21 protein-coding genes and 1 riboswitch are annotated in these 25,491 nt (G+C 36.3%); of the genes, 4 read left to right on the forward strand and 17 right to left on the reverse strand.

Going from position 1 to position 25,491, the window contains the following annotated elements:
- Window positions 1-31: 31 nt before the first annotated feature.
- From G4D61_RS00375 to G4D61_RS00385, 3 genes are read right to left on the reverse strand one after another with little or no spacing between them, the layout of a single operon-like run.
- Window positions 32-1,390, reverse strand: a complete 1,359-nt coding sequence (locus tag G4D61_RS00375; RefSeq protein ID WP_205603167.1) for an ABC transporter ATP-binding protein — start codon at window positions 1,388-1,390, stop codon at window positions 32-34.
- Window positions 1,391-1,398: 8 nt separating this feature from the next.
- Window positions 1,399-2,439, reverse strand: a complete 1,041-nt coding sequence (locus G4D61_RS00380; RefSeq protein ID WP_025727620.1) for a FecCD family ABC transporter permease — start codon at window positions 2,437-2,439, stop codon at window positions 1,399-1,401.
- Window positions 2,405-3,349, reverse strand: a complete 945-nt coding sequence (locus tag G4D61_RS00385; protein ID WP_163172986.1) for an ABC transporter substrate-binding protein — start codon at window positions 3,347-3,349, stop codon at window positions 2,405-2,407. The genes G4D61_RS00380 and G4D61_RS00385 overlap by 35 nt, the downstream gene beginning before the upstream one ends.
- A 102-nt stretch (window positions 3,350-3,451) precedes the next feature.
- Window positions 3,452-3,631: riboswitch (cobalamin riboswitch) on the reverse strand.
- A gap of 264 nt (window positions 3,632-3,895) precedes the next feature.
- Between G4D61_RS00385 and cls the strand changes: the two genes are divergently transcribed.
- Window positions 3,896-5,092 (forward strand): cardiolipin synthase, encoded by a 1,197-nt coding sequence (gene cls, locus G4D61_RS00390; protein WP_163172988.1) that lies wholly within the window; start codon window positions 3,896-3,898, stop codon window positions 5,090-5,092.
- 158 nt (window positions 5,093-5,250) lie between these two features.
- Here cls and argS read toward each other — a convergent pair whose 3' ends face one another.
- From argS to speE, 4 genes are all read right to left on the reverse strand, one after another.
- Window positions 5,251-6,921 (reverse strand): arginine--tRNA ligase, encoded by a 1,671-nt coding sequence (argS, locus tag G4D61_RS00395; RefSeq protein ID WP_025727617.1) that lies wholly within the window; start codon window positions 6,919-6,921, stop codon window positions 5,251-5,253.
- Window positions 6,918-7,358, reverse strand: a complete 441-nt coding sequence (locus G4D61_RS00400; RefSeq protein ID WP_025727616.1) for a YwiB family protein — start codon at window positions 7,356-7,358, stop codon at window positions 6,918-6,920. Before G4D61_RS00400 ends, argS begins: the two co-directional genes overlap by 4 nt.
- 179 nt (window positions 7,359-7,537) lie before the next feature.
- A complete protein-coding gene (gene speB, locus G4D61_RS00405) occupies window positions 7,538-8,410 on the reverse strand; it encodes an agmatinase (RefSeq protein WP_025727615.1) in 873 nt (290 codons plus the stop codon).
- Window positions 8,411-8,431: 21 nt separating this feature from the next.
- The gene (gene speE, locus G4D61_RS00410; RefSeq protein WP_025727614.1) at window positions 8,432-9,262 is read right to left on the reverse strand and encodes a spermidine synthase; all 831 of its coding nucleotides are present in this window, start codon (window positions 9,260-9,262) and stop codon (window positions 8,432-8,434) included.
- A gap of 355 nt (window positions 9,263-9,617) precedes the next feature.
- Between speE and G4D61_RS00415 the strand changes: the two genes are divergently transcribed.
- The gene (locus G4D61_RS00415; RefSeq protein WP_025727613.1) at window positions 9,618-11,675 is read left to right on the forward strand and encodes a transglycosylase domain-containing protein; all 2,058 of its coding nucleotides are present in this window, start codon (window positions 9,618-9,620) and stop codon (window positions 11,673-11,675) included.
- Window positions 11,676-11,925: 250 nt separating this feature from the next.
- Here G4D61_RS00415 and G4D61_RS00420 read toward each other — a convergent pair whose 3' ends face one another.
- The 5 genes from G4D61_RS00420 to G4D61_RS00440 all read right to left on the reverse strand — a co-directional run bounded on the left by G4D61_RS00420 (window position 11,926) and on the right by G4D61_RS00440 (window position 18,676).
- A complete protein-coding gene (locus G4D61_RS00420) occupies window positions 11,926-13,080 on the reverse strand; it encodes a mannitol-1-phosphate 5-dehydrogenase (RefSeq protein ID WP_025727612.1) in 1,155 nt (384 codons plus the stop codon).
- Window positions 13,081-13,087: 7 nt separating this feature from the next.
- Entirely contained in the window at window positions 13,088-15,175 is a 2,088-nt protein-coding gene (locus G4D61_RS00425; protein ID WP_025727611.1) for a BglG family transcription antiterminator, read from the reverse strand.
- Window positions 15,176-15,269: 94 nt separating this feature from the next.
- The gene (locus G4D61_RS00430) at window positions 15,270-17,183 is read right to left on the reverse strand and encodes a PTS mannitol transporter subunit IICBA (RefSeq protein WP_025727610.1); all 1,914 of its coding nucleotides are present in this window, start codon (window positions 17,181-17,183) and stop codon (window positions 15,270-15,272) included.
- Window positions 17,184-17,475: 292 nt separating this feature from the next.
- Window positions 17,476-17,994, reverse strand: a complete 519-nt coding sequence (locus G4D61_RS00435) for a YwhD family protein (protein ID WP_025727609.1) — start codon at window positions 17,992-17,994, stop codon at window positions 17,476-17,478.
- Between the two features lie 19 nt (window positions 17,995-18,013).
- A complete protein-coding gene (locus G4D61_RS00440) occupies window positions 18,014-18,676 on the reverse strand; it encodes a site-2 protease family protein (protein WP_367613755.1) in 663 nt (220 codons plus the stop codon).
- Window positions 18,677-18,830: 154 nt separating this feature from the next.
- Between G4D61_RS00440 and thmT the strand changes: the two genes are divergently transcribed.
- Window positions 18,831-19,016 carry a 2-hydroxymuconate tautomerase gene (gene thmT, locus G4D61_RS00445; protein ID WP_025727607.1) on the forward strand — a complete coding sequence of 62 codons (186 nt, stop codon included), beginning with the start codon at window positions 18,831-18,833 and terminating at the stop codon, window positions 19,014-19,016.
- Between the two features lie 29 nt (window positions 19,017-19,045).
- On the opposite strand, the gene G4D61_RS00450 is transcribed toward thmT, so the two are convergent.
- Both G4D61_RS00450 and G4D61_RS00455 read right to left on the reverse strand, forming a co-directional pair.
- The gene (locus tag G4D61_RS00450; protein ID WP_025727606.1) at window positions 19,046-19,558 is read right to left on the reverse strand and encodes a YwgA family protein; all 513 of its coding nucleotides are present in this window, start codon (window positions 19,556-19,558) and stop codon (window positions 19,046-19,048) included.
- Window positions 19,559-19,579: 21 nt separating this feature from the next.
- Entirely contained in the window at window positions 19,580-20,881 is a 1,302-nt protein-coding gene (locus G4D61_RS00455) for an HD domain-containing protein (protein ID WP_025727605.1), read from the reverse strand.
- A 186-nt stretch (window positions 20,882-21,067) separates the two neighbouring features.
- Between G4D61_RS00455 and G4D61_RS00460 the strand changes: the two genes are divergently transcribed.
- Window positions 21,068-21,808 (forward strand): RsfA family transcriptional regulator, encoded by a 741-nt coding sequence (locus G4D61_RS00460; RefSeq protein WP_025727604.1) that lies wholly within the window; start codon window positions 21,068-21,070, stop codon window positions 21,806-21,808.
- Between the two features lie 176 nt (window positions 21,809-21,984).
- On the opposite strand, the gene G4D61_RS00465 is transcribed toward G4D61_RS00460, so the two are convergent.
- The 3 genes from G4D61_RS00465 to pta form a co-directional block, all read right to left on the reverse strand.
- Window positions 21,985-23,322 (reverse strand): TrkH family potassium uptake protein, encoded by a 1,338-nt coding sequence (locus G4D61_RS00465; protein WP_035352687.1) that lies wholly within the window; start codon window positions 23,320-23,322, stop codon window positions 21,985-21,987.
- Window positions 23,323-23,391: 69 nt separating this feature from the next.
- A complete protein-coding gene (gene lipL, locus G4D61_RS00470; RefSeq protein WP_025727602.1) occupies window positions 23,392-24,231 on the reverse strand; it encodes an octanoyl-[GcvH]:protein N-octanoyltransferase in 840 nt (279 codons plus the stop codon).
- A gap of 212 nt (window positions 24,232-24,443) precedes the next feature.
- A complete protein-coding gene (pta, locus tag G4D61_RS00475) occupies window positions 24,444-25,415 on the reverse strand; it encodes a phosphate acetyltransferase (RefSeq protein ID WP_025727601.1) in 972 nt (323 codons plus the stop codon).
- Between the last annotated feature and the right edge of the window lie 76 nt (window positions 25,416-25,491).

Below are 25,491 nucleotides of genomic sequence, written 5' to 3' on the forward strand. Positions count from 1 at the left end.
CTCGGTAGTTCATAAAAAAATGACACCGAGATCATTCTTGATTTAGTAACTGTTCTGTACAATCGCAGACATGTTGATCAATGATGTTGTATAGTTCTTCAGAATCTATTTGTATTCCTTGTTGTGTTGCCGCTATAGAAATCGAACATCTCTGCTGCGAAGCAGGCAAATGATGTTCAAACAGTATCCGCGTTTTTGCCTCTGTTGCTGCTACAATTCCATGAATATAAGCATCATCCGATATTTTTCCATTTACAAATATCCATATATGAATGGCGTCTCTTTTTGTACCTGTAATCATGAAAAAAACAGATGATTCACCCAAGTTTACATACCTGTAAATTTTGTTTCGATCCTGATTTTGCTGCCTCATGATAATGGTCTTTTTCATATCAACTGGAGAATAGTCTGAAAAAGATTGAGCCCCTTCTTCATTCATAAACATATTAACAAATGTTTGATACCAGCCAATTGCTGCACCCTTTATGGATGACATTGTTCTTAACGGAATTGGTGCCAGTACAATGAGACGATCATGATATTCGACAACAGCTTTTTCACTAATAATCGTTTCATGTTCATCCTCTTCAATGCTAGGAATTAAAAGCATTTGATTTTTCGCAATGGTTGGATGAGCTTGTCTTATAATATCTGTTTGATAAACCTGTTGAATATCTGATTGGATAAGTACTTCATCTGTTAAACCTATTTTTTTCGCCGTCCCTTTATGCACAAGAAGAAGGCGGTCACAGTATAATGCGGCAAGATTTAAATCATGGAAAACCGCAATCACAGTCAATCCTTGCATTTTGGTCATTTGTTTTAACCTATCAAGCAAGTCCTTTTGATGTGAAAGATCTAAGTGGTTAGTTGGCTCATCTAATAGTAGAATATCAGGCTGCTGCGCCAATGCCTGTGCTAAATAAACGCGTTGTCTTTCCCCTCCTGATAAATATTGTATGAGTTGCTGTTCAAATTGCTGCACCCCTGTTTTTTTCATTGCCGCTTGAACAGCTTTTTCATCTTCTTTGCTCCATGACTGAAACCATCCTTTTTGATGCGCATATCTCCCTAGTGCGACTGTCTCCTTCACAGTATAAGAAAATACTTCAGAAAAGTGCTGTGGTAAAACAGCTATTATTTGGGCTAATTTTTTTACAGATATATCTGCTAAACGACAATTCTTAACAAAAATCTCTCCTTGATGAAGAGGCAACATTCGGCTAATAAGCTTTAATAATGTCGTTTTCCCACTTCCATTTGGTCCAATTACGCCAAAAAACTCACCTTTTTTTACACTAAAACTAATATCATGCAAAATATTCTTTGATTGATAACCAGCGGAGACATTTTCGACTTTTAATATTTCTTCTTTATCCTCAGTCAGCATTCTCCCCCCTATCTCCGTCTTTTCAATAAGATCATTGCAAATACCGGTGCACCTAACAATGCAGTGATGACACCAATTGGTAGTTCAGACGGTTCAATAATTGTCCGTGAAATTAAATCTGCCAATATAAGAAACCCTGCGCCAAAGCATGCAGATAATGGCAATAGATGAATATGATTTGCTCTCCATAACAATCGAACAAAATGAGGAATCACAAGACCAACAAAGCCAATCGTACCTGAAACAGCAACAGCTGCACCCGTTAATAACGAACCGGCAATTAAAATGATCATCTTTCTTCGCGCAACGTTTACGCCAGTATACTGTGCCTGATCTTCTCCAAACGAGATAGCATTTAACTCTTTTACATTTGCAAACAAAAGAACTGAGCCAATAATAAAAAAAGGAACAATAATCCATACGTAGCTCCAACCACGCATTGACACACTTCCAAGAAGCCAGCCGATAATTTGTCTCAGTTCATTACCAGTTAAGGCGATCATGAGCGAAAGCAATGCGCTTAGGAAAGAGCTCGTAATAATCCCTGTCAATATGATCGTTTCTACTTTCATCGAGCTTTCAATTTTTTTCGCTAACAATAGTACGAAAAAAATGGTAAGAAATGAGGCACCGATGCTTAGAACCGGCAAAGTAAATAAACCGATAAATGATAGATGAAAGAAAAGGGTGCACACTGCTCCAACAGAGGCACCCGATGATACACCTAATGTGTATGGGTCAGCAAGGGGATTACGCAGCAATCCTTGGAAAGCTGCCCCTGCAATTGCTAAAGAGGCACCGACAAGCCCCGCCAATACAACTCTCGGCATTCTAACCATTAACACAATATCGGTATTTGTTGGGTCAATACTTGTAAAGGAAACCCTTATAACTTTATATAAAACCACATTTATAACTTCTTGAAACGGTATATACACTGTTCCAAGAGAAACTCCTAATAAAAGGGCAATCACTACGAATAAAATTGCACTAACATACGCAAAGGAAATCGACTTATTTGAATGCATCTGGATATACAGCCTTTGCAAGTTGCTCCACTCCGTTTATAATTCTTGGACCTGTCCGATTGACAAGATCAGGATCAACTTCAAATACCTGTTTATTTTTAATAGCATTCATTTGCTGCCATCCTTTTCTCTCCAATACTTGCTGAGGTGCATTTTTTGTACTATCTCCGTATGTAGTAATGATGACATCAGGATTTAATTTAATAACTTCCTCTTCATTAAGTTTAGGCCAGTTATTTTCTGTTACAGCATTTTTAGCATGAATCGTTTTTAGCATTTGATCCATAAAAGTATGTTTGCCTGCTGCATAAATATCCGGACTAGGCGAAATTTCAATATAAACCGTTTTTTCATTTTTAACGGAGGCTGTTTTCTCTTTTATTACTGCCAATTGTTGTTGCATCTTTTTCACAACATTTGCGGCTTTTTCACTTGTCCCTGTAGCCTTTCCAACCATTTTAATCGATTGATATACTTGATCGAAATTTGTGGCATCGTTGACAACCAATACTTTTATTCCATTGGACTGTAACTGCTGAATCGCTTCTGGGGAAGTAAGGGCAACGTTAGCTAACACTAGATCCGGTTTCAGCGCAATAACTTTTTCAACGTTTATTTGCGTTCCACCAATTTTCGTTTTCTTTTTCACATCTTTTGGATAATCATCAGAATCAGAGACACCAATTATTTCTTTGCCAAGACCAAGTTTATAGGCAATTTCCGTATTACTTGGAACTAACGAAACAATTCTTTTAGGTGTTTGTTTAATTGTAACGTTATCCCCTGAACCATCCTTTATTGTGACGGGAAATGCCGTTTTTTCTGTTTTCTGTGACTGTGCTGAATGCTTAGTATCTCCGTTGCTTGAACATCCTGCTAGCATACCAATGATAAGCATTAGCAAACTAACTACAACATAAACTTTCTTCATCTATAGTCCCTCCTTATAAAAAAATCTCCTATCAATAGGAGAAAGTGATTATAAGAGATGACAAGCTTTTTCTCTTACACCACCTTCCTATCCTCGTAGGATTTTTGGTGCACGAATACGGCAGGTATCCTGGCTTATGATCATCATTCACTGGCACCCAATTAAGCAGTATTTAATCCAGCAAACTCCCATTTACAGTGGCGGGACCGCGTTGGCTTTTCACCAAACTTCCCCTTCAAGGAACTGTCTAGCAACAATTCCACCGAATTCATTATTATTTGAAATTATAGAACGCCATTATTATAGCAGTATTTCATATGATTGACTATATTTCAACAACTGTTTATTCTTCAAAAATCTAAACTACACAATTACCGGCAATGCTTGAATATGTATTGTTAGCTAGCCAATGGGGAGGAGCGTCGTAACCAACTATTTCCCCTCGAAAAATAATACTAATAAAGTACTCTAAAATAGAGAATTGCTATAACAATGACATTATTGGTTACACTATCATTAAATCTAAAAAAGAGAGTTGATTGAGGTATGATAATCTTCTGGATCATCTTAATCATTGCAGCATTAGCCTTTCTCATTGTTCTTGATTATCAATTAGGGAAGAAATATCACGAAAAAAAAGACACACTGAAAAAATATCCTCTCCGTTCTGGTGATATAACTATATTCACTGGGGGCGATGATCTATTTCCAAGTTATTTTTCTGACATTGAAAATGCTCACAGTAGCATCCATATACTCTTTTTTATTGTGAAGGATGACGCGATTAGCCATAAGTTTTTTGAGCTATTAGAGAAAAAAGCGCGTGCTGGCGTTGACGTCAGATTATTATTAGACTGGATCGGAGGACACCATGTTTCGAAAAACTGTATAAAATCATTAAAACGTGCTGGTGTGCAAGTTATATTTAGTCATCGGCTAAAATTTCCATTTACCTTTTACTCTCTGCAGCAAAGAAATCATCGCAAAATTACCGTCATTGATGAAGAGGTCGGATATATTGGAGGATTTAATATCGGCAAAGAATATTTAAACCAAAATCCATCTCTATCTCCATGGCGTGATTATCATTTACGTATTAGTGGAGATAGCGTCCACGATTTACAATATGAATTTTCAATAAACTGGTATGAAGAAAGCGGTCATCAGCTTGATCTTGCAACTCCCGAATTACAGTCCGAGAGCGGAAATGTAAAACATCAATTCCTTTCGACAGGAGGGACTGATTTAGAAAAAATGATTGGCGATTGGATTGATCAAGCGCATTCTGATATTAAAATTGGCACTCCCTATTTTATCCCGACGGAGAACATTCACCGTAAGCTTATTGCGGCAATCAAACGCGGAGTTCGTATTACAGTTTTAGTACCGAAAAAACCAGATCATATGTTAGTAAAAGAAGCGTCATTTTGTTATTTCCGCGATTTACTTCGACATGGGGTCAATATTTATCAATATAGCACTGGATTTTATCACGCCAAAATAATCGTCATTGATCATAAACTTTGTATGATTGGGACAGCAAATTTTGACCGCCGCAGCTTTTTATTAAATGATGAGATCAGCTGTTTGATTTATGACGAAACATTTATCAAAAAAGCATTAACGATCTTCACATATGACCTTCAACACGGAAACTTGCTTACTAAAGAAGACTTGTACCATCTAGATTTGGTTACTAAAGTAAAGGAATGGAGTGCGCGGGCTGTTTCGAACTTTTTATAAGCCACCTCTTTTCAAAAAAGTTCTTTTTAAAATAGCTATTGTTTCACTTAACCCCCGCATTCTTAAATGGAGCGGAAAATCAACTTTTACCAAATGGCCTCTATAAAAAAAGGAAGGTCTAGTCTCAATCTTCTGAGATAGACCTTCTTTTTTGATTGTTACATTTTTTCTGGTGCTGATACACCGATCAACATCAAAGCATTTTTCAGTGTAATTTGAACAGATTTAATTAATGCTAAGCGGGCTTTCGTTGTATTTACATTTTCCGGATCAAGTACCTTTACTGCGTTATAAAAACTATGGAATGTCGAAGCTAAATCATTAATATAATTTGTAATCCGATGAGGAATTCTCTTCTCCGCAGCATCAGCAATCACCTGTGGAAACTCTCCTAATTTTTTCAGTAAATCAAATTCTTTTTCTGCCTGAATGGTATTAAGCTGGGCTTTGTCATCAAATGGCAATCCCTGTTCCTCAGCTTGTCTTAAAATACTGCAAATACGGGCATGTGCATATTGAGCATAATAAACAGGATTTTCATTTGATTCAGATACAGCTAAGTCTAAATCAAAGTCCAAATGTGTATCCGAACTGCGCATTGCAAAGAAATAGCGAGTTGCATCAAGGCCAACTTCTTCAATGAGATCGCGCATTGTAACAGCTTTTCCTGTCCGTTTACTCATTTTCATTTTTTCTCCATTTTTAAACAAATGAACAAGCTGGATAATTTCAACCTCTAATTTTTCCGGATTATATCCTAATGCTTCCATCGCTGCCTTCATACGCGGAATATAGCCATGGTGATCGGCGCCCCAAATGTTAATCAGCGTTTGAAATCCGCGGTCAAACTTATCTTTATGATAAGCAATATCTGGTGTTAAATACGTATATGATCCATCATTTTTAATAAGTACGCGGTCTTTATCGTCCCCAAAGGTTGTTGATCGGAACCATGTTGCTCCATCTTTCTCGTATACATGACCCTTTTCATTTAATAATTTAAGCATTTCGTCAATCTTGCCGCTTTCGTATAATGATGTTTCTGAATACCAAACATCAAAAGGAACACGGAAGTTTTCCAAGTCTTTTTTCAATTTCTCCATTTCATAATCCAACCCATATTGGCGGAAAAATTGATAACGTTCTTTTTCATCACTTTCAACAAATTTATTACCGAATTCTGCTGCTAATTTTTTTCCTAATTCAATAATATCAGAACCTTGATATCCATCTTCCGGCATTTCTTTTTCAATACCAAGTGCCTGAAAATAACGAGCCTCAACAGACAAAGCTAAATTATGAATTTGATTTCCAGCATCATTAATATAATATTCCCGGCTTACTTCATATCCTGCCTTGTCCAAAATATTGCACAAAGAGTCTCCTACTGCCGCACCTCGAGCATGTCCTAGGTGAAGGTCTCCAGTCGGGTTTGCAGAAACAAACTCAACTTGGACCTTTTCCCCTTGTCCAGCATTTGAACGCCCGTAATCATCCCCTTGCTCTAAAATAACAGGGATCAATTTTGTTAAATAGGCATTATTCATATAAAAGTTAATAAAACCAGGACCCGCAATTTCTACTTTTTCAATAGACGCTTTAGAGTGGTCCAGTTGCTCGATCATTGCCTCTGCAATCATACGCGGAGCTTTCTTTGCTATCCTTGTCAGTTGCATAGCAATATTTGTAGCATAGTCACCATGTGCCTTATCTTTAGGTTTTTCCAAAATGACGGCGGGTACTTGATCTTCAGTAACAAAACCCGTTTTTACTACTGCTTGCTTAATTTCTTCTTTCAGCGCTTCTTGAATTTGTTCTACAATATTCATGTAATATCATGTGCCTCCTCATATTTTATCGTCATATTATATGTACCGACTGTCTTAGCCTGCATATGAAGCTCATATTTCAAAGAGATCGCTCCGTTATTCTCCCTCATTTGTTGATGACAAATTTCTTTTGCTTTTGTTTGCAATAAAAATGTGCCGAACTGGCTTTCATAAGATCCGTTTCTTTGTTCATTTGTCTGAAGGGAAAGCCGCATCTTTAATGCACCGCTTCGCAAAATAAGTGCACCATCCTCAGCTATTTTAATAATCGTATGTACAGTTCCTTCCTCTAATACTTCATCATACTTTAAAAAAGCCGCATTTCCTTTTTCGTAATAGCGACCAAATAAAATGAGCTCTATTGTCTCATGTTCTTCTTGCTGAATTTCTGTTTTTAAATGAATCTTTACAGGATAAGATTGGACTTCCACTGCCATATGGCTCACATCCTTTGCTCATGACTTTATCATGACATGGAAAAGACGAGCATTTCGGCTCAACCAATGTTTATTTTTAACCATTATAACCTTTTTATTATAAAAATAAAAAGAGTGAAAAGCAATGTTAAAAGGGTCAAACACCATTATACAATATGGTATTTGACCCTTCGTCATTCTTATTTCACCCAGCCTAGGAGCATTTCTCTTACTAATTTACTTGCAGTGTTAGCCGTTTGCTCAGAGTGATCATAAATTGGTGCAACTTCAACTAAGTCGCAGCCAACTACTTTGACATCTGCATGTGCAATTTCATGAATGGAAGCTAACAATTCTTTCGAAGTAATTCCGCCAGCATCAACCGTACCTGTACCAGGAGCAAAAGCAGGATCCAATACATCAATATCAATCGTTACATAAACTGGACGCCCGCTTAATGTAGGTAGGATTTTTTTCAACGGTTCTAATACTTCAAATTTGGAAATATGCATACCGTTTGCTTTTGCCCATTCAAATTCCTCTTTCATACCAGAGCGGATACCAAATGAGTATACGTTATTAGGCTTTATTAATTCTGCAACTTTTCTAATTGGAGTTGAGTGAGAAAGCGGCTCCCCTTCATATTCCGTACGTAAATCTGTATGCGCATCAAAATGTATGACAGCCAAATCTGAATATTTGCTGTACATCGCCTTAATGACTGGCCATGAAACAAGATGCTCTCCGCCTAGTCCAAATGGGAATTTTCCATCCTTTAACAATGTATGAATATAGTCTTCGATCATCTCGATGCTTCTTTGCGGATTTCCAAATGGCAATGGAATATCACCAGCATCAAAAAATTTCACTTCATCAAGTTCTCGATCTAAATACGGGCTGTATTCTTCTAATCCAATTGAAACTTCACGAATACGAGTAGGGCCAAATCTTGATCCTGGACGATAACTTACAGTCCAATCCATTGGCATACCGTAAATCACTACTTGGCTTTCCTCATAATTTGGATGACTTCCAATAAATACATTCCCTGAATATGCCTCATCAAACCTCATATATAACTTCTCCTTACCTTCTTATTTAATTAGATCCTGCACAAATTTAGGAAGCACAAACGAAGCTTTATGGAGCTCCTTTGTGTAATATTTCGTTTCAATTTCATGGAAACGTTCTTCATTTACTTCTAGTGGATCATATTTTTTTGAACCAATTGTAAATGTCCACATACCGCTTGGATATGTTGGAACATTTGCTGTATATAATCTCGTAATTGGAAAAATTTCTTTAACGTCCCGCTGTACTTCACGGATCAAGTCTGCTTTAAACCATGGATTATCAGTTTGTGCAACAAAGATGCCATCTTCTTTCAATGCTTTTGCTATCCCGGCATAGAAACCTTTCGTAAATAAATTGACTGCCGGACCTACCGGTTCAGTAGAATCAACCATGATCACATCATATTGGTTTTCGCTCGTTGCAATATGCATAAAACCATCATCCACTTTCACTTCAACACGCTCATTGTCTAATTCTCCAGCAATTTCTGGCAAATACTTTTTAGAGTACTCAATTACTTTACCATCAATTTCAACAAGCGTTGCTTTTTTCACACTCGGGTGCTTTAGCACTTCACGAATAACACCGCCGTCACCACCGCCAACCACTAATACTTGTTCTGGATTAGGATGTGTAAAAAGCGGTACATGTGACATCATCTCGTGATAAACGAACTCATCTTTTATTGATGTCATCACCATACCGTCCAAAAGCAGCATATTCCCCCACTCTGCGGTCTCAACCATATCTAGCTTTTGAAATTCAGTTTGTTCAGTATGTAAAGTTTTGTTTACTTTCATAGTAATTCCAAAATCTTTTGTTTGATGTTCAGTAAACCAAAGTCCTGCCATAATGTTTCCTCCTTGAAAAAAATCCTTTTATTTTATCAATTTTAACCCGAGTTTAAAAAAAGAACGAACAAACATGTTTCATTGTAAATTGTTGAGAAAGACCCTTTTCAATAAAGCTAGAGCTTTCATGTCATCAAACTAAAATCGTAAATGGAGATTCCTCCTAAGAATCTTTCTATAGTATTTCTACCTTATTTAAATACATACAAACATGAGAAAAAGTATAGTAGATTCTCGACAAAATGCAAGAATTTTTTTGCTGCGGGTCTATTTTTTCCCAATTGATGTTTAAAATGACTTTCATTTTTTCATACTAAATGGATGAAGAGTTTTTTAGAAATGAGGTGCCGATTAAATGGACGCTCTTCCAAACCCGAAAATCGTGAAAGCCAAAAGAGGATTCCGTCTATTCTTCTTAGCTTTTTTCGCTCTTATCCTCTTCATATCTTTCTGCTTTCTTGCACTATATATTTATGCCAAGATTATCGGACCCCCGCCACTTGCAGTTCCACAGTCAACTCTATACTATTCAAGTGACGGTAAAGTAATTGGTGAAAGTAATAGTGGACAGGAACGATATTGGGTGGATTTCAATGATATTTCCCAGGATATGATTGACGCAACCGTGTCCATAGAAGATCGAAACTTTTATAAACATCACGGTTTTGATTATAAGCGATTAGCTGGTGCCGTACTAGCAGATATTAAGGCAGGCGGAAGAGTTCAAGGTGCGAGTACCATTACTCAGCAATATGCACGGAATTTATTTCTCACGCTTGATAAAACATGGGAAAGAAAAGTAAAGGAAGCATTTTACACCATTCGCCTGGAAATGAATTATAGTAAAAATGACATTTTACAAGGTTATTTGAATACGATTAATTACGGTCATGGCGCATATGGTATACAAGCTGCTAGTGAATATTATTTTGGTAAAAGCGCACGGCATCTTACTTTAGCAGAAGCTGCGATGCTTGCAGGGATACCAAAAGGACCGAGCATCTATTCTCCAATGATCTCATATAAAAAGGCAAAAGAAAGACAAGAAATTGTATTACATTCCATGGTGGAAAATGGGTATATCACAAAAAAACAAGCAGAACAAGCAAGCCAGGAGAAGCTTACTCTTGTTGGTAAACATAAAAATGAAGATATTCATATTGCCCCTTACTTCCAAGATGTTGTAAAGCAACAATTAAAGGAAAAGTTAGGTTTTGATGACCGAACAATTGCATTAGGTGGATTACGGGTATACACCACTTTAAATACGAAACAACAAAAAATTGCCGAGAAGACGGTTAAAGAAACGATTCCTGCTGATTCAAGCATTCAGCTTGGCTTTGTAGCAATGAATCCAAAAAACGGATATGTCACTGCACTAGTTGGCGGCAGAAATTATAAAGACAGTCCCTTCAATCGGGTTGTGCAGGCTGCTAGACAACCGGGATCAACAATTAAACCGATATTATATTACGCTGCCCTCAATCATGGCTTCACTCCAACGACCATGATGAAGAGTGCGCCTACTACTTTCCGTGTTAATAATGGCCAAACAGTATATAAGCCTCATAACTTTAATAGCCAATATGCTAATAAAAAAATTACGATGCTTGAGGCACTTGCTGTCTCAGATAATATTTACGCTGTAAAGACGCATCTATTTCTAGGTGAAAACACATTAGTCAAGGAAGCTAAGCAGTTTGGTATTACAACAAAGATGGAAAAAGTACCTTCTCTTGCACTTGGAACTTCGAACGTCCACGTCATTGATATGGTGCATGCATATAGTTTATTAGACAATAACGGAAAAGGAAATGATCCTGTCTATATAACAAAAGTCGAGGACTATAAAGGGGACGTATTATACCAAGCAAATCAACAGCAAAAACAAATATTGAAGCCAAATGTTGCCTTTGTTACATCACAAATGATGACCGGAATGTTTGATAAACGTTTAAATGGTTATGCAACTGTTACCGGCTCGTCCATCGTTAATCAAATTACACGTCCATATGCAGGAAAATCCGGTTCAACAAACACAGATAGTTGGATGATTGGGTTCTCACCGCAGCTCGTATCAGGAGTATGGGTTGGCTACGACAATGGAAAAGAGTTAACATTAGCGGCTGACAAGCTTTACGCCAAAAAAATCTGGGTAAAATTCATGGAACAATCACTTGCGAATAAACCGATTGAAGAATTTACCCCGCCTAAAGGTGTTGTAGGTGCCGCAATCGATCCAACTACTGGCAAACTTGCAACAGAACAGTGTCCAATATCAAGACTTACTTATTTCGTTTCTGGAACAGAACCAACCGATACGTGTACAACACATTCACCAAACAGCAAAACGAAAGATCAATCGAAGGATAAGCATGAATCACTGTTTCACAAATTACTTAAATGGCTATAAACAAATGGGCCTTCTTCGTAAAACCGTTTCTTGTACAATAAAAAAGGTCAAACACCCCTTTATCTCTTACTATAGAGAATTGGGATGCTTGACCTTTTTATTTTTAGTTTTTTTCTAAAGATTGTTGTTTTTAAAGGAAGCTGACTCCCGTTCAAGAGTGCTCGTTTTCCTCGCACCTTTCACACCAATCAACCCCAAAATCTTTATTTCTTTAATTAAAAAACAACAAAGTTTACAAAAATAGCATTCATTATTTATTATAATCAGCTTTTAATTGATTGTACTGGGCAATAATTTCTTTCGTAATATCATTGCTTGCATCAAGATGGCTTACTTCTTTAAGAGCATATTCTACACCATGTTCAGCAATCATGTTTTGTAATTCTACAGCTTCCGCATCTTCTTTTACATCGAATAATAGGCATGCTGCAATGGCATTTGCAAGGTTTTTATAAGATAAACCTAATTTATTAGCTTCCACTAATGGTTTAACTAAACGGTCTTCAGGTCCTAATTTACGAATTGGTGAACGACCTACACGAGTAACATCGTCATGTAAATGTTTATTTTGGAAACGTCCTAAAATCTTTTGAATGTATTTTTGATGTTCTGCTGCATCTAAGCCATAGCGTTTGATTAAATATGCACCAGTTTCTTCAATTGTTGCTTTTACACGTTCATAAACAGCTGAATCATTTAAAGTCTCATCAATTGTTTGTTTTCCTGCAAGATAACCAAAGTATGCTGTAACAGCATGTCCAGTATTTACTGTAAACAGTTTACGTTCAATATAAGGAGCTAAATCCTTAACTGTCGTCATACCTTCAACTGCAGGAACATCTTCAGTTGTTTCTACAATCCATTCATGATATGGCTCAACTAAAACATCTAAAGAATTTTTATTATCTTGAATTGGAACAATACGATCTACTGCAGAATTAAAGAAGTAAACAACGCCTTCCATTTTTGCTTTTGTTTCTTCATCAAGCGCATTTAAAATATGTCCTTTTAAAATATCTGTTGCTGAAATTTGATTTTCACATGCAATGACATAAACTTTCTCTTGATTTGCAGCAATTTTTGCTTTTAATCCTTTTGCAATTAAAGGTGCGATGCGTGGTAAAATATTCGGACCAATTGCAGTTGTCACATATGTTGCCTCTGCAATTGCTTGGATTACTTCATTTTCCTGCGTCATATTGTTTAAACCAGAAACATTATGAATTTCTGTTACGGTTTGATTATCCTCTGCTGTTTTTACATTATATGCTTGATCTTCGTTTAATTTTGAAATAATTTGATCTGCAATATCTACAAATGTAACATGGTATCCAGATTGTGAGAATAAAGCACCAATAAAACCTCTACCAATATTTCCAGCTCCAAAATGAACTACTTTTTTCATAACTTGGTCATTCCTTTACAAATTTATTTTGAAGAAAGTTCAAAAATGTCTCTTCTAATTTTGAACGAATCATACTTTCGTTCGCTGAGGAAAAGATCATTAAAGACTCCCTGTCTTCAACAATGGTTGTACTAACAATACTAATGATCTCCAATTCAAGCTGATTTAATGACTCAGGTGCCAGTAGTAACAGTAAATTATGAATATCCATTTGTTTCCCATCCATTCCCTTGACTTTATAGGGATTTTTTAAATGGGCGATATGAAAGACCATCTCTTGAATCCCTTCATGCCGGCAATGATAAAAAGCCAAATGGGTATTTGGAATACCTAACCCACCCTTTGACTCACGATGAAGGAGTTGATGGTATACACCTTCAACATCTGTTACGAATCCTTGTTTAGCACACTCCAAAATCATTGCTTTCATGCAGTCCTCATAAGTAGAACTATCTTTTTCACGATAAACAGAAAAATTCCGCAGTAATGTTCGAATACATTTTTGCGATATTTCCAAGTCATTCATAAATTCTTGAAGAGATACATTAGACTTATTTTGTTTTGGCTTTTTAACTTCCGGAGTATTACTTGTAATTCTTGTAAAATCTTTAATATGCTTTCCTAAATAACGATTAATAGCCTCAATATCATGTTCATAAAGAAGCGGATTCACATATACGTACTCAATACTCCTTAAAGGCAACTGTACAGTTGAAATGATAATTTGATATTGTTTTAAATCTAACGTCTGCATATCCTTAATTGATGCAATATCGATCGAGGAAATCTCGCCAACCTCTTTTTTTATCCTACTCGCAAGCATCTTTGAAGTCCCAATTCCAGTAGGACAAACAACTAATGCACGAATTCGGATCTCTTCCTTTCTAAGTTCAAGGGCAGAACCAAAATGAAGTACAACATAGGCAACTTCATCATCCGGAAAAGAGATGCCCTTAAATTCCTTAGCAAGGCTATTGCTAACAGCCATAAATAGCAATGGATATTTCTTCTTAATTTCATCCGTTAATGGATTAAAGGTACTCATGTTTTGCCTTACTCTAAAGATAGATGGTTCCATATGCGCCATAAGTCCTTGAAATAAAGAAAAGTCTGATGTCAGGTCAATATTCATTTGATGAGAAACGTCTTGAATCACTCTCTTTAATGAACGACCGATTAGCACACTATCGTAGTAAGCGGATTCTGCTTCTTTTAATTTTGACCCTTTTAAGACTGCTGCTAGAAATGCCATTTCAACATCCCCTATAACAATAGAGAATGTTTCCAATACTTTCCCGCTTAATGCCTTAATAGCTGAAAACTCTTCGCTTTCCTTTAATGACTGCAAATCAACTTCATCTGCCTGCAGGCGGAAGTCGCTTTCAATCCTTTGCAAGGAAACACATGTCTGTACTAAAAAACCGATGTAATCACTATCTGCTAATTTTGAATGAATGCCACTAATTGTTGAACTTACAATTTCATCGATCCCCTGCAAATATTCTTTTTTAAAGTAAAACAATATTTGTTCTGAATCTATAGCTTCATTTGAAATTAACAGTAAATTTTCAATCAATTCCTCATTAAAGTAGGTCAAAAAAAAGCTTGCTAACGCTTTTCGTTTTGACGATTCTGATCCAATAATTTCAACACCAATTCCTCTTTTTCTCACAAGTTGAATGCCAAAATTGCTAACCCAGTCTGCCAAATCATCTAAATATGTTCCTAATGTCGTAATTGAAACCCCTAAAGCTTTTGCTAATGGCGCTAATTTAAGCGGTCCATTTGCCCCGAGCAACTTAATGAGACTAAGAAGTTTTCTTTCCTCTACGGATAAATCAACAGGCTTAATTTTGATCAATTCTTGAATTAACCGATAAATATTTTGATCTGCACCCACAATAGATAGTCCATTATCTACAGATTTTGCAATTTTTAAATCAAATTTTTCAACGATCTTTTCTACGTTCTTCAAATCTCGCTGAATCGTTCTGACACTCACATGTAAAAAAGTAGCAATCGATAGTTCCGTATGTTTTCCGCTCTTTTTAATTAAAAACTCTAAAATGGCTTTCTCTCTTGCTGTAATAAACATTGAATATCAACTCTTTTCAGTCGAGGAATGGAAAACAAACTGTTTACATAAATAGGAATAGAAAGATGTGAAACACATCTTTCTACTCTTTTTATTATTCAAAAGAAGATCCGATAATTTCCATAATTTCATCCACGGATTTTGCAGTTGCCATTTTTTCTACATTTTCCATTTCAGCACATGTAACAGCAATCGCAGATAGGATTTCTAAATGTCCGCCATCTTTTCCAGCAATACCGAAAATTAAACGAACTTTTTCACCATCAAAGTCTACACCATCTGGTACTTGAATAATTGTCACACCAGATTCTAGAACTTGTGTTTTGGCTTCTTCCGTTCCGTGTGGAATTGCCACATCATTACCCATATAAGTTGAAGTTAATTGATCACGTGCGATCATTGCTTCAATGTAAGATTCTTGTACATAACCGCCTTTGTACAATACCTGACCAGCAAAGCGAATTGCTTCTTCTTTTGAAGAGAAGTGTTGATTCAAGAAAATATTTTCAGGTTTTAAGACTTTTTTGTCCATTTCTTTATCTGAAGATACTTCTTCTACATTTTCTTCACTAACTGATTCTACATGATTTCCTTTTAATTGATCAACTAAACGGTCATACTCAGGACTTGCCAAGAAGTTATCAACAGAAATATGGTACGCACTTGGTACTTTTTTCATAGCACGTGGTGTAAGTTCTTCTTGTGTAATAACAACTTGTGCATTATCAGGAAGATTACTGATAGCTGTATTCGTAACTTTTACACCTAATCCAGCTTGTTTCATTTTCTTTCTCAAGATAGATGCACCCATTGCACTTGAACCCATACCGGCATCACATGCAAAAATAACATGATCAACAGTTGCAGGATCCAATTTGCCTTTGTTTGCATTTGCAGTTAGCATGCCTGCAACACTACTTTTCTTACCTTTCATTTCTTGCATCTTTTTAGAAGCTTCTTCTAAGTCTTCTTCTTTATTTTTACCAGTTTTCAAAATGAAAGAAGAAACAATGAATGAAACAATTGCTGCAACAAGTACGCCACAAATATTTGCAATATATGCACTAGAACTATGTGGTGTTACTGCTAACACTGCAATGATACTTCCTGGTGATGCTGGTGATACTAGTCCACCATGTAATGTAATGAAAGTGAATACTCCACTCATTCCACCTAGAATAGCAGCGATGAATAATAGTGGACGCATTAGAATATAAGGGAAATAAATTTCATGAATACCACCGATAAATTGAATAAGTGCTGCCCCTGGTGCAGATTGTTTTGCTGTACCTTTACCAAAGATACTATATGCTAATAAAATACCAAATCCTGGACCTGGGTTTGCTTCAAGTAAGAATAGAACTGATCTTCCGTGTTCCTTCGCCTGCTCTAATCCAATCGGTGATAATACACCGTGGTTAATAGCGTTATTTAAGAACAATACTTTTGCTGGTTCAATAAAGATGCTTGTTAATGGAAGAATTCCTAAGTGAATCATCCAGTCTACACCTTTTACTAACCAACCTGTAACAACATCAACTGCTGGTCCAACTACTAAGAAAGAAAGAATTGCTAAAATTCCGCCAAGAATACCTGCTGAAAAGTTATTAATCAGCATTTCGAAACCAGCTTTAATTTTTCCTTCGATCATTTTGTCGAATTTTTTAATAACATAACCGCCTAAAGGACCCATGATCATAGCCCCAAGGAACATTGGGATATCAGATCCGACGATAACCCCCATCGTAGCAATTGCTCCGACTACTCCTCCACGATGGTCATGTACAATTTTACCACCTGTATAACCAATTAATAGTGGGAGTAAATATGTGACCATTGGCGTAACCAATGTTGCGAGTTTTGCATTTGGTGCCCAACCTGTTGGGATAAATAATGCTGTAATAAGTCCCCAAGCGATAAAAGCTCCGATGTTTGGTAAAACCATTGAACTTAAAAAGTTACCGAATTTTTGAATAGCAACTTTTACGCCTTTATTTTCTTGACTCATTACATTCACATCCTTTCTAAATTTAGCTTGCTTATTCATATTAGAATATATAACGCTTTCACACAATAATTACTATTACTAACTTTGTCGTTCACATCTTCGACAAAACTTAAATAACTTGTCGATATTTGTAGAATCTCCTTTAAATCATAGATTATTATGTCAGACGAAAGCGAAAAAAAAAAAACACCTTGTTGATTCCAACCAGGAATAACGAGATGTTTATCTTTTCCTATCAACTTGTCCTTATTCAGACTCAAACGATGGAAAAACGAGGGGCAGGATAAAAAAATTACTCTTTTGAACGCAATGCCTTCTTTAGTTCCTCGCTTGATAGGTTCCACATATTTTCATCGTGTCCTTTTAAAAAGTCTGCCAATATTTTCTTTGAACGATCATCCATATGATCTACAATAATATGACGTTTCATTGATTTATCGAGTCTATTAACATGTTCAGGCAGTGACTTATATCCTCTGCGCTTCTCTTTATTAACAATCATTTCACATGCAGTAACTCCTGCATAGTACGATCCTTCTTCCTTGCGTTCAATCGTAACCCACACAAGCCAATAAGGTTTTGCCCCTTCTTCAGGTACTTCATCGCGATTTGGGGAAAATTTCACCCGCTTCTCTACTGCACTGCGGGCATGCATTGCCCCAATATCTACAAATGCTTCTCCTTCATTAATGTCAATAATGACAGGTGAAACATTCTCTAAACTTAACGCCCCTACTCCAAAACCACGGTGGCCATCTGTAGGCGCATTTTTAATGATATTAAAATCTATTTTTTTCTTCTGCTCAGTCATGTTTTTTCCCTCCAATTATCTAACTAAAAATCGAAACGATGGTATGAAAGCTTTCAGTTATAAACGGAATAACAATACTCATAAGAGGTGAAATCGTATATTGATCAACTGGTGTTACCAAAATAATTAAAAATACTAAAATACTATATTGTTCATAATGGGTCATTTTCGCCCGAAAAGATGGTGTCACTAAGTCTTCAATAATCCGGTAGCCATCAAGCGGCGGAAGCGGCAATAAGTTAAAAACAAATAGAACAAGATTTAATGAAATGAAATAGCTGAAAAACTTTGAGATAAACCAAGGGAGACTAGCCCCAAGTCCTGTCGTTACGAGTATATACATAACAATATAACCGATAAACGCAAGTAGAAAATTGCTGACAGGCCCCATTAATGAAACAAGGACCCCGGCTAATCTAGGATTTTTAAAATGGTAGCGATTCACTGGGACAGGACGTGCCCAACCAAAGCCAGCAACTAAAATTAAAATTGCTCCAAATGGATCAATATGCTGTGCAGGATTTAAAGTTAATCTTCCTTCTTTTTTCGCTGTATGATCACCAAATATATATGCTGTATACGCATGCGCAAATTCATGTACTGTAAAAGCAATAATTAAAACCGCCGCCACAATCGGTATATCCATTAACGGATATGCTAAAAAACGTTGTAAAGATTCCACAATGAGTCCCCTTTTATATCTATTTTATTTTCATTACTATACAAAATTCAAATCATTTATTCACGAAATAAACAATTGAAGAAGCTTGCACAAAAATACGAAAAAAATTACAATTTTATATGGGATTAATATTTTGAAAAAGGAGTCGACTTCTATGCCGTATGTAACTGTTAAAATGTTAGAAGGCCGTACAGATGAACAAAAAAAAGCATTAGTTGAAAAAGTAACAGAAGCTGTCAGTGAAACTGTTAACGCACCAAAAGAAAACATTACCGTCTTTATTGAAGAAATGAGTAAAAATCACTACGGTGTTGCTGGCGTTCGTAAAAGTGATGAATAATTAAGTTTAGCTTGCAGAACTAGCTAAACTTATATTGCTCGCTTAGCTAGTTCTTGCAGTTCTTCAATATAACGATATGCTTGTTCAATTTCATCCTCTGTATAACGCTGCTTCGCTTTTAACGTAAAAATCTTCTCTTTTACTTCTTCTTTTGGTAGATGATAGAAATACATCACTGTTGATGTTAACTCTAGAAAACGTGCATTTTGTTGGTTCATATTGACTAGGCAATCTTTCAATCCTGCCATGCTTTGCTCATACATTTGCAAAAATTCATTTCCATCCTTCGTAATGCTATATCGATACTGCATATATCCGCCTTTTTTTTCTTTTACTTCTTGTACAAACCCGAGATTTGTCAGCTCTTCTATCTTTAATGTCAGCTCTTCTGAATAGGGACCGTAAAAATGAAAATGAAATTTTTCTTGAAATGGAAATGATAACTTCTTCGCAATATAAATCATCTTTTGCAATTTCTTCCGTCCGATAACTTCCCCCGAAGCAGCAAGGGCTCCTATTAATTTCACATGATCTTCTAACAAAAACATTCATCTCCTGACTAACTAAAAACGTTCTAATAGTTCAACGATTTGCTTTTTCTTTTCCGCATGTGTCGTTTCATCTTTTATTAGATCAAACGGGAAATATAATTTATGATCCGTACGGCGTTTTCCAGAAATAGCATCCACTATGTCTGATTCTCTCGACAATTCCTTTAGTTCACCATTTCCCATCAATAAATTGATCGGCAAGCGTTCCTCTTCCTCACCAGGTCTGTAGAAATCATATGGTAAATCTGAGGAGGAATCTAACACTAAATAATAGTTAGGATCAATTCCAACTTCCTGAAATAATTTTTCTAGCTGATTATGAATTTTAAATTCTTTTGCAGGATCGAATTCCACATATTTAAAGAAGTTACGATTGATAAAACGAGTACATAAATCTTGTAATATCTCATCATTTTCTTCTTGCCATACTTCAATGTAGTATAGAATAATGTGCTCGTCTAATTTTAAATAGTCTTGTAAAGTAAGTTCATCTTCAAATAACGAATAAAAATGAACAGGCTGATATTTAAATTCATAATACGCATCATGCAGTTCTTTCGCCCGATGCAATATTTTTGTTAAAATGACCTCTGCACTTCTTGTCACAGGATGGAAATATACTTGCCAATACATTTGATAGCGACTCATAATATAATCTTCAACGGCATGCATTCCGCTATATTTAAAAACAGCTTGATCCTCATGAGGGCGAATGACACGCAGCAATCGTTCAATATCAAAATGTCCATAACTCACGCCTGTAAAATAGGCATCTCGAAGCAAATAGTCCATCCTATCCGCATCTAACTGACTCGAAATCAAACTCGTTACTAATTTATTTTCATACGTTTTTGCAATGACTTCTGCAACTTTTTTTGGAAAGTTTCTACTAACTTTCCTTAATACTGAGTTGACTTCTGTATCACCTAAAATAATTTGTTGTGTAAACTCCTCGTGATCTAAATTAAAGACCTTTTCAAAGGAATGTGAAAACGGCCCGTGTCCTAAATCATGTAACAATGCTGCACAAAGAGATAACATCCGGTCTTTCTCGTTCCAATTCGGTCTTCCTTTAAAAATATCATCTGTAATCCTTCTAACAATTTCATACACACCGAGAGAGTGACCAAAACGACTATGTTCAGCACCATGAAATGTAAAATAGGTCGTTCCTAACTGTCTAATACGTCGTAAACGTTGAAACTCCTTTGTTCCAATTAAATCCCAAATCACCTGGTCTCTAACATGTATATAACGATGAACAGGGTCTTTAAATACTTTTTCCTCGCTCAATTTTAGTTTGGAATAATCCATAGTTTACCCTCTTCCTTTAGATCGTAATTCTATTATAACGATAACAAAAAAAGAAAAAAAGCATGAATCTCCCGTTATCGTTCCTTAAAAATCTATTATTTTTTTACCATATTGGTATAAAAAAACAGTTTTTTGTCCATTCTTCATACTACAAAGCAAAAATTATTTATTAGGGGGCTTTTAACCATGAAATTACGTCAAGATGCGTGGAGTGAAGAAGATGATTTATTACTAGCAGAAACTGTGTTACGCCATGTTCGCGAGGGCAGCACACAATTAAACGCTTTTGAAGAAGTAGGCGACAAACTGAATCGAACATCTGCAGCATGCGGTTTCCGCTGGAATGCTGTCGTTCGTCATAATTATGAACAAGCTCTTCAACTAGCAAAAAAACAACGTAAACAGCGACAACGTTTACTGGGTAAAGAACAAGGCGGCAAAAAGAAATTACTCTATCAACCACCTATGCCAACTTTAGAGGAAGTAGGTGAAATGCCAGTAATTGATTCAACCACAGTAGATGCAGCATCAGAAGTGTTGAATACAGCTGACCCTATTGCGCAAAATGATGAATCTTCTTTGGACACAACTTATGATACTCCGAAATTAGAAAGCGGCGAAATGAATTTAATTAAGGTTATTCGTTATTTGCAATACTTAAATAATACTCAATTTCAATCAACAATACTAAAAAGTGAGAATGCAAGATTAAAGCATGAAAATAGTGAGCTAAAACGAAGAATAGATGAACTTGAGAAACAAGTAAAAGATCTTGAACAAAACTCCGTCACAATGCAGGAAGACTATGAAACATTAATGCAAATCATGAATCGGGCACGGAAGCTTGTTGCCTTTAATGAAGAAGATGGCAATGCAACGAAATTCAAAATGGATAGAAATGGGAATTTAGAGAAATTAGCAGAGTAATGCATCCTTCACAGGTGAACCATTAGGTATAGTCAACTCTTTTCAGATCGTTCTCCTGTTATCTTAAAAGTGCTGTAATGCGGTGTTATTAACAATGAAAAAGTTCACAATTCCTCAAAATGAAAATAGAAACTTTTGCTAAGGATATCCCATTCAGTTAGGATATCCTCTTTTCTTTATCCAATCATAATTTTACCTTCAGGATAGCGAATAGGATCTGGACTATGTTTAAGAGCTAGTGCAAATGCTAGTGTCAGCGGACCGACTCTTCCGATAAACATCGTTAACATAATTAAAATTTTTCCAAATACAGATAGATGCGGTGTTAAATTCATTGATAAACCTACAGTCGCAAAAGCTGAAGTAGCTTCAAACAAGAATTCCAAAAAGCGGTCTCCACCTTCACTAATTGATAAAAGGAAAGTAACAACCATTACAATGCCTAGCCCGCTTACCGTAACCGTCAATGCTCTATATATGACATCATGTTTCAAACTTTGCTTAAATAGTACAATTTCACTTTTCCCGCGATACTGTGACCAAACCGCTCCTAATAAAACTGCTAATGTAGTCGTTTTAATACCACCCCCTGTTGAACCAGAAGACGCACCGATAAACATAAGCAAAATGATGAAAAATAGAGTCGATGGTCGTAAATCTGTAATATTTAACGTATTTGATCCTGCCGTTCTTGGAGCAACTGATTGATAAAATGAGGCGAGAATTTTCCCCATTGGAGATAACCTTTCGAGCGTCCTTCCATTGTGCATTTCCAGTAAAAAAATCATCATTGTGCCAAATATGATCAGAAATGCTGAAGTAAATAACACGATCTTTGTATGTAAAAACAATTTTTTTCGCTTTCGATATTCAAAAAGATCATCCATAACAAAAAAGCCAAGCCCGCCAAGGATAATCAATGCGGAAACAACTAATGTAATTGTCGGATCATTGACATAATCAGTTAAACTTTTAAAATGACCTATAATGTCAAAACCAGCGTTATTAAAATTGGAAATTGCATGAAAGAACCCAAACCATATGGCTCTGCCAATTGGCATATCCATAGCAAAACGAATGGATAAAATGACCCCTCCAACAAATTCAATCACAAACGTAAAAACCAATATTCTTTTAACAAGCCTGACAATTCCCTCTAACGTCAAACTATTAAATGATTCTTGGAGAATAAGTCTTTCCCGCAATGAAATTTTCTTTCCCAAGAGGAACGAAAGCAAAGTGGCAAAACTCATAAACCCAAGACCACCTATTTGGATCAGGCATAAAATAACAACTTGACCAAAATAAGTAAAAGTAGTTCCTGTATCTACAACGACAAGCCCTGTAACACATGTCGCCGATGTTGCAGTAAACAAAGCGTTTATGAGCGGTAGGCCGTTTCCATCTTTTGTAGATATCGGCAATGTTAATAGCAAGGTACCTATTAAAATAGTGATTGCAAAACCAATGACTAAAATTTTAGACGGGTTTAACAAACTGCGTTTTCTTTTCATATTTTTCTACCCTTTTTAGTATAGTATTTACGAATTTATAGAACTTGATTTCCAATCAACTAATGAATATTAACGTACTGAAAATTTCTCATTGCGTACGATCATTCTTTCATAATACTTCTCATACCAGACTAGTTCTTCGTCGTGAAGTGATTGCGAATAGATGTCCCTTCCTAATTGCTTAAGCACTTTGAACACACGGAGCATTACTTCTTGGATGGACAAACTATCACCTAGTAATTCTGACAACGATGCCATCACTTCTGGGTGTACATTTGGATATTGAAACTTAGTCTCTATTCCTTTTTTAGATTTCTCATAAAACTGCTGAATCATTCTTGCTCTATCTGATCCGCTCCCTGTTACACATAGATAGATCTGGACCGCTACCCCTTTACGAACTCGTCTTTGCGAAATACCTGCAAATTTTTTTCCATTAATACTCAAATCATAGCTTCCGGGACAATACGAACCAATGATTTCCCGTGCTTCTATATCGACTGGATAATCGGAAAACAATAGCTGAATAAACTTCCACATCGCTTCATAGCCCCGATGGATATCTAATCCCTTTTCAGTATCGGGAATAATAAGAGATAAATTTAATACCCCTTCATCCAAGACGACAGCGAGCCCACCAGAATTTCGTACAATATATTGATAGCCCATTTCATTTAAATAACGTAAACCGTCATCTAGAAATGGAAGTTTCGTATCTTGGATGCCTAAGGAAATTGTTTGATGATGAACCCATGCACGAGCAGTAGCAGGAGAATATTGCCGACCAACTGAAGTACATAATGTATCATCAATTGCAAATGATTGCATTGCTTGAAACATCGGACCGAGGCTGGACTGATCTATCACTCTCCACGCTGGTTGTTTTAATAATGAGAGAATTGGATCCATGTCAGGCTCCTTTCTTTATCAATTTTCGCATATTATCTCATATGATAGCACGTATATTTTTGCGCTACCAGTAGTTGCCGCATATACAGTCATGTTATAAAAAACGTTTTCCAAACGATAGATCATTACATTGATTTGATAGATGCACAAAAAAGAGGCTGCATTGCAGGCAGCCACACTGTTTCCTTACTTCCATGAGTTATTTATAGAGATTATAAACTTTGTACTGCAGTAATAATTGCCAGTTTATATACGTCTTCGGCACTACAGCCGCGGGATAAATCATTTACAGGTGCGTTTAATCCTTGAAGGATTGGACCTACTGCTTCAAAGCCACCTAATCTTTGGGCAATTTTATAACCGATATTGCCAGCTTCAAGGCTTGGAAATATAAACACATTTGCATCCCCTTGAATGACAGAATTAGGCGCCTTTTTCGCTGCGACAGAAGGAACAAATGCTGCATCGAACTGAAACTCCCCATCCAATATAAGCTCAGGCATAGATGCTTTTGCGATTTCTATTGCTTTTGTTACTTTTTCAGTCTCGGCCGATTGTGCAGATCCCTTCGTGGAAAAACTTAACATCGCCACTTTCGGCTCAATATTAAACATTTTTGCTGTATGTGCGCTTTCAATTGCAATTTCAGCTAAATCTTGGCTGTCAGGCGCAATATTAATGGCACAGTCCGCAAATACATATTTTTCATCATTCCGCACCATAATAAAAACACCCGACGTCTTTTTTACCCCTTGTTTTGTCTTAATGATTTGTAAAGCTGGGCGAACAGTATCCGCTGTTGAATGAGCAGCACCACTAACTAATCCGCTTGCCCTTTTTGTGTAAACGAGCATTGTTCCAAAATAATTGACATCTTTTAATATTTCCCTTGCCTCTTCCAGGCTCGTTTTCCCTTTTCGGCGCTCTACAAATTTTTCAACGAGTTGTTCCATTTCTTCATATGTATTTGGATCAAAAATATCAATACCTTCTAACGAGACGTGCAGTTCATTTGCCTGATCTTGAATGGCATTGACATCGCCAATTAATATCGGCTTCAATATCTGCTCATTTGCAAGCCGGCTAGCAGCGGTTAAAATTCTTTCATCTAATCCTTCAGGAAAGACAACCGCTTTCATTTTTCTTTGTATTTTTTGCTTCAATACTGTAAAAAGATCACTCATTGTAAAACACCCCCACCTTTATTAACCTTTGTTCTAATTTTAGAATACTATTTTCCCTTTAAATTTCAAGGTGTAA

It is taken from the genome of Heyndrickxia ginsengihumi, from assembly GCF_011008565.1.
Taxonomy (GTDB): domain Bacteria; phylum Bacillota; class Bacilli; order Bacillales; family Bacillaceae_C; genus Weizmannia; species Weizmannia ginsengihumi.

What these genes read in the sequence shown, in the direction of transcription:
- G4D61_RS00375 (WP_205603167.1), bottom strand. Translation starts at nt 1,390, where the DNA reads ATGCTGACTGAGGATAAAGAAGAAATATTAAAAGTCGAAAATGTCTCC.
- G4D61_RS00385 (WP_163172986.1), bottom strand. Translation starts at nt 3,349, where the DNA reads ATGAAGAAAGTTTATGTTGTAGTTAGTTTGCTAATGCTTATCATTGGT.
- cls (WP_163172988.1), top strand. Translation starts at nt 3,896, where the DNA reads ATGATAATCTTCTGGATCATCTTAATCATTGCAGCATTAGCCTTTCTC.
- argS (WP_025727617.1), bottom strand. Translation starts at nt 6,921, where the DNA reads ATGAATATTGTAGAACAAATTCAAGAAGCGCTGAAAGAAGAAATTAAG.
- G4D61_RS00400 (WP_025727616.1), bottom strand. Translation starts at nt 7,358, where the DNA reads ATGGCAGTGGAAGTCCAATCTTATCCTGTAAAGATTCATTTAAAAACA.
- speB (WP_025727615.1), bottom strand. Translation starts at nt 8,410, where the DNA reads ATGAGGTTTGATGAGGCATATTCAGGGAATGTATTTATTGGAAGTCAT.
- speE (WP_025727614.1), bottom strand. Translation starts at nt 9,262, where the DNA reads ATGGCAGGACTTTGGTTTACTGAACATCAAACAAAAGATTTTGGAATT.
- G4D61_RS00415 (WP_025727613.1), top strand. Translation starts at nt 9,618, where the DNA reads ATGGACGCTCTTCCAAACCCGAAAATCGTGAAAGCCAAAAGAGGATTC.
- G4D61_RS00420 (WP_025727612.1), bottom strand. Translation starts at nt 13,080, where the DNA reads ATGAAAAAAGTAGTTCATTTTGGAGCTGGAAATATTGGTAGAGGTTTT.
- G4D61_RS00425 (WP_025727611.1), bottom strand. Translation starts at nt 15,175, where the DNA reads ATGTTTATTACAGCAAGAGAGAAAGCCATTTTAGAGTTTTTAATTAAA.
- G4D61_RS00430 (WP_025727610.1), bottom strand. Translation starts at nt 17,183, where the DNA reads ATGAGTCAAGAAAATAAAGGCGTAAAAGTTGCTATTCAAAAATTCGGT.
- G4D61_RS00435 (WP_025727609.1), bottom strand. Translation starts at nt 17,994, where the DNA reads ATGACTGAGCAGAAGAAAAAAATAGATTTTAATATCATTAAAAATGCG.
- thmT (WP_025727607.1), top strand. Translation starts at nt 18,831, where the DNA reads ATGCCGTATGTAACTGTTAAAATGTTAGAAGGCCGTACAGATGAACAA.
- G4D61_RS00455 (WP_025727605.1), bottom strand. Translation starts at nt 20,881, where the DNA reads ATGGATTATTCCAAACTAAAATTGAGCGAGGAAAAAGTATTTAAAGAC.
- G4D61_RS00460 (WP_025727604.1), top strand. Translation starts at nt 21,068, where the DNA reads ATGAAATTACGTCAAGATGCGTGGAGTGAAGAAGATGATTTATTACTA.
- G4D61_RS00465 (WP_035352687.1), bottom strand. Translation starts at nt 23,322, where the DNA reads ATGAAAAGAAAACGCAGTTTGTTAAACCCGTCTAAAATTTTAGTCATT.
- lipL (WP_025727602.1), bottom strand. Translation starts at nt 24,231, where the DNA reads ATGGATCCAATTCTCTCATTATTAAAACAACCAGCGTGGAGAGTGATA.
- pta (WP_025727601.1), bottom strand. Translation starts at nt 25,415, where the DNA reads ATGAGTGATCTTTTTACAGTATTGAAGCAAAAAATACAAAGAAAAATG.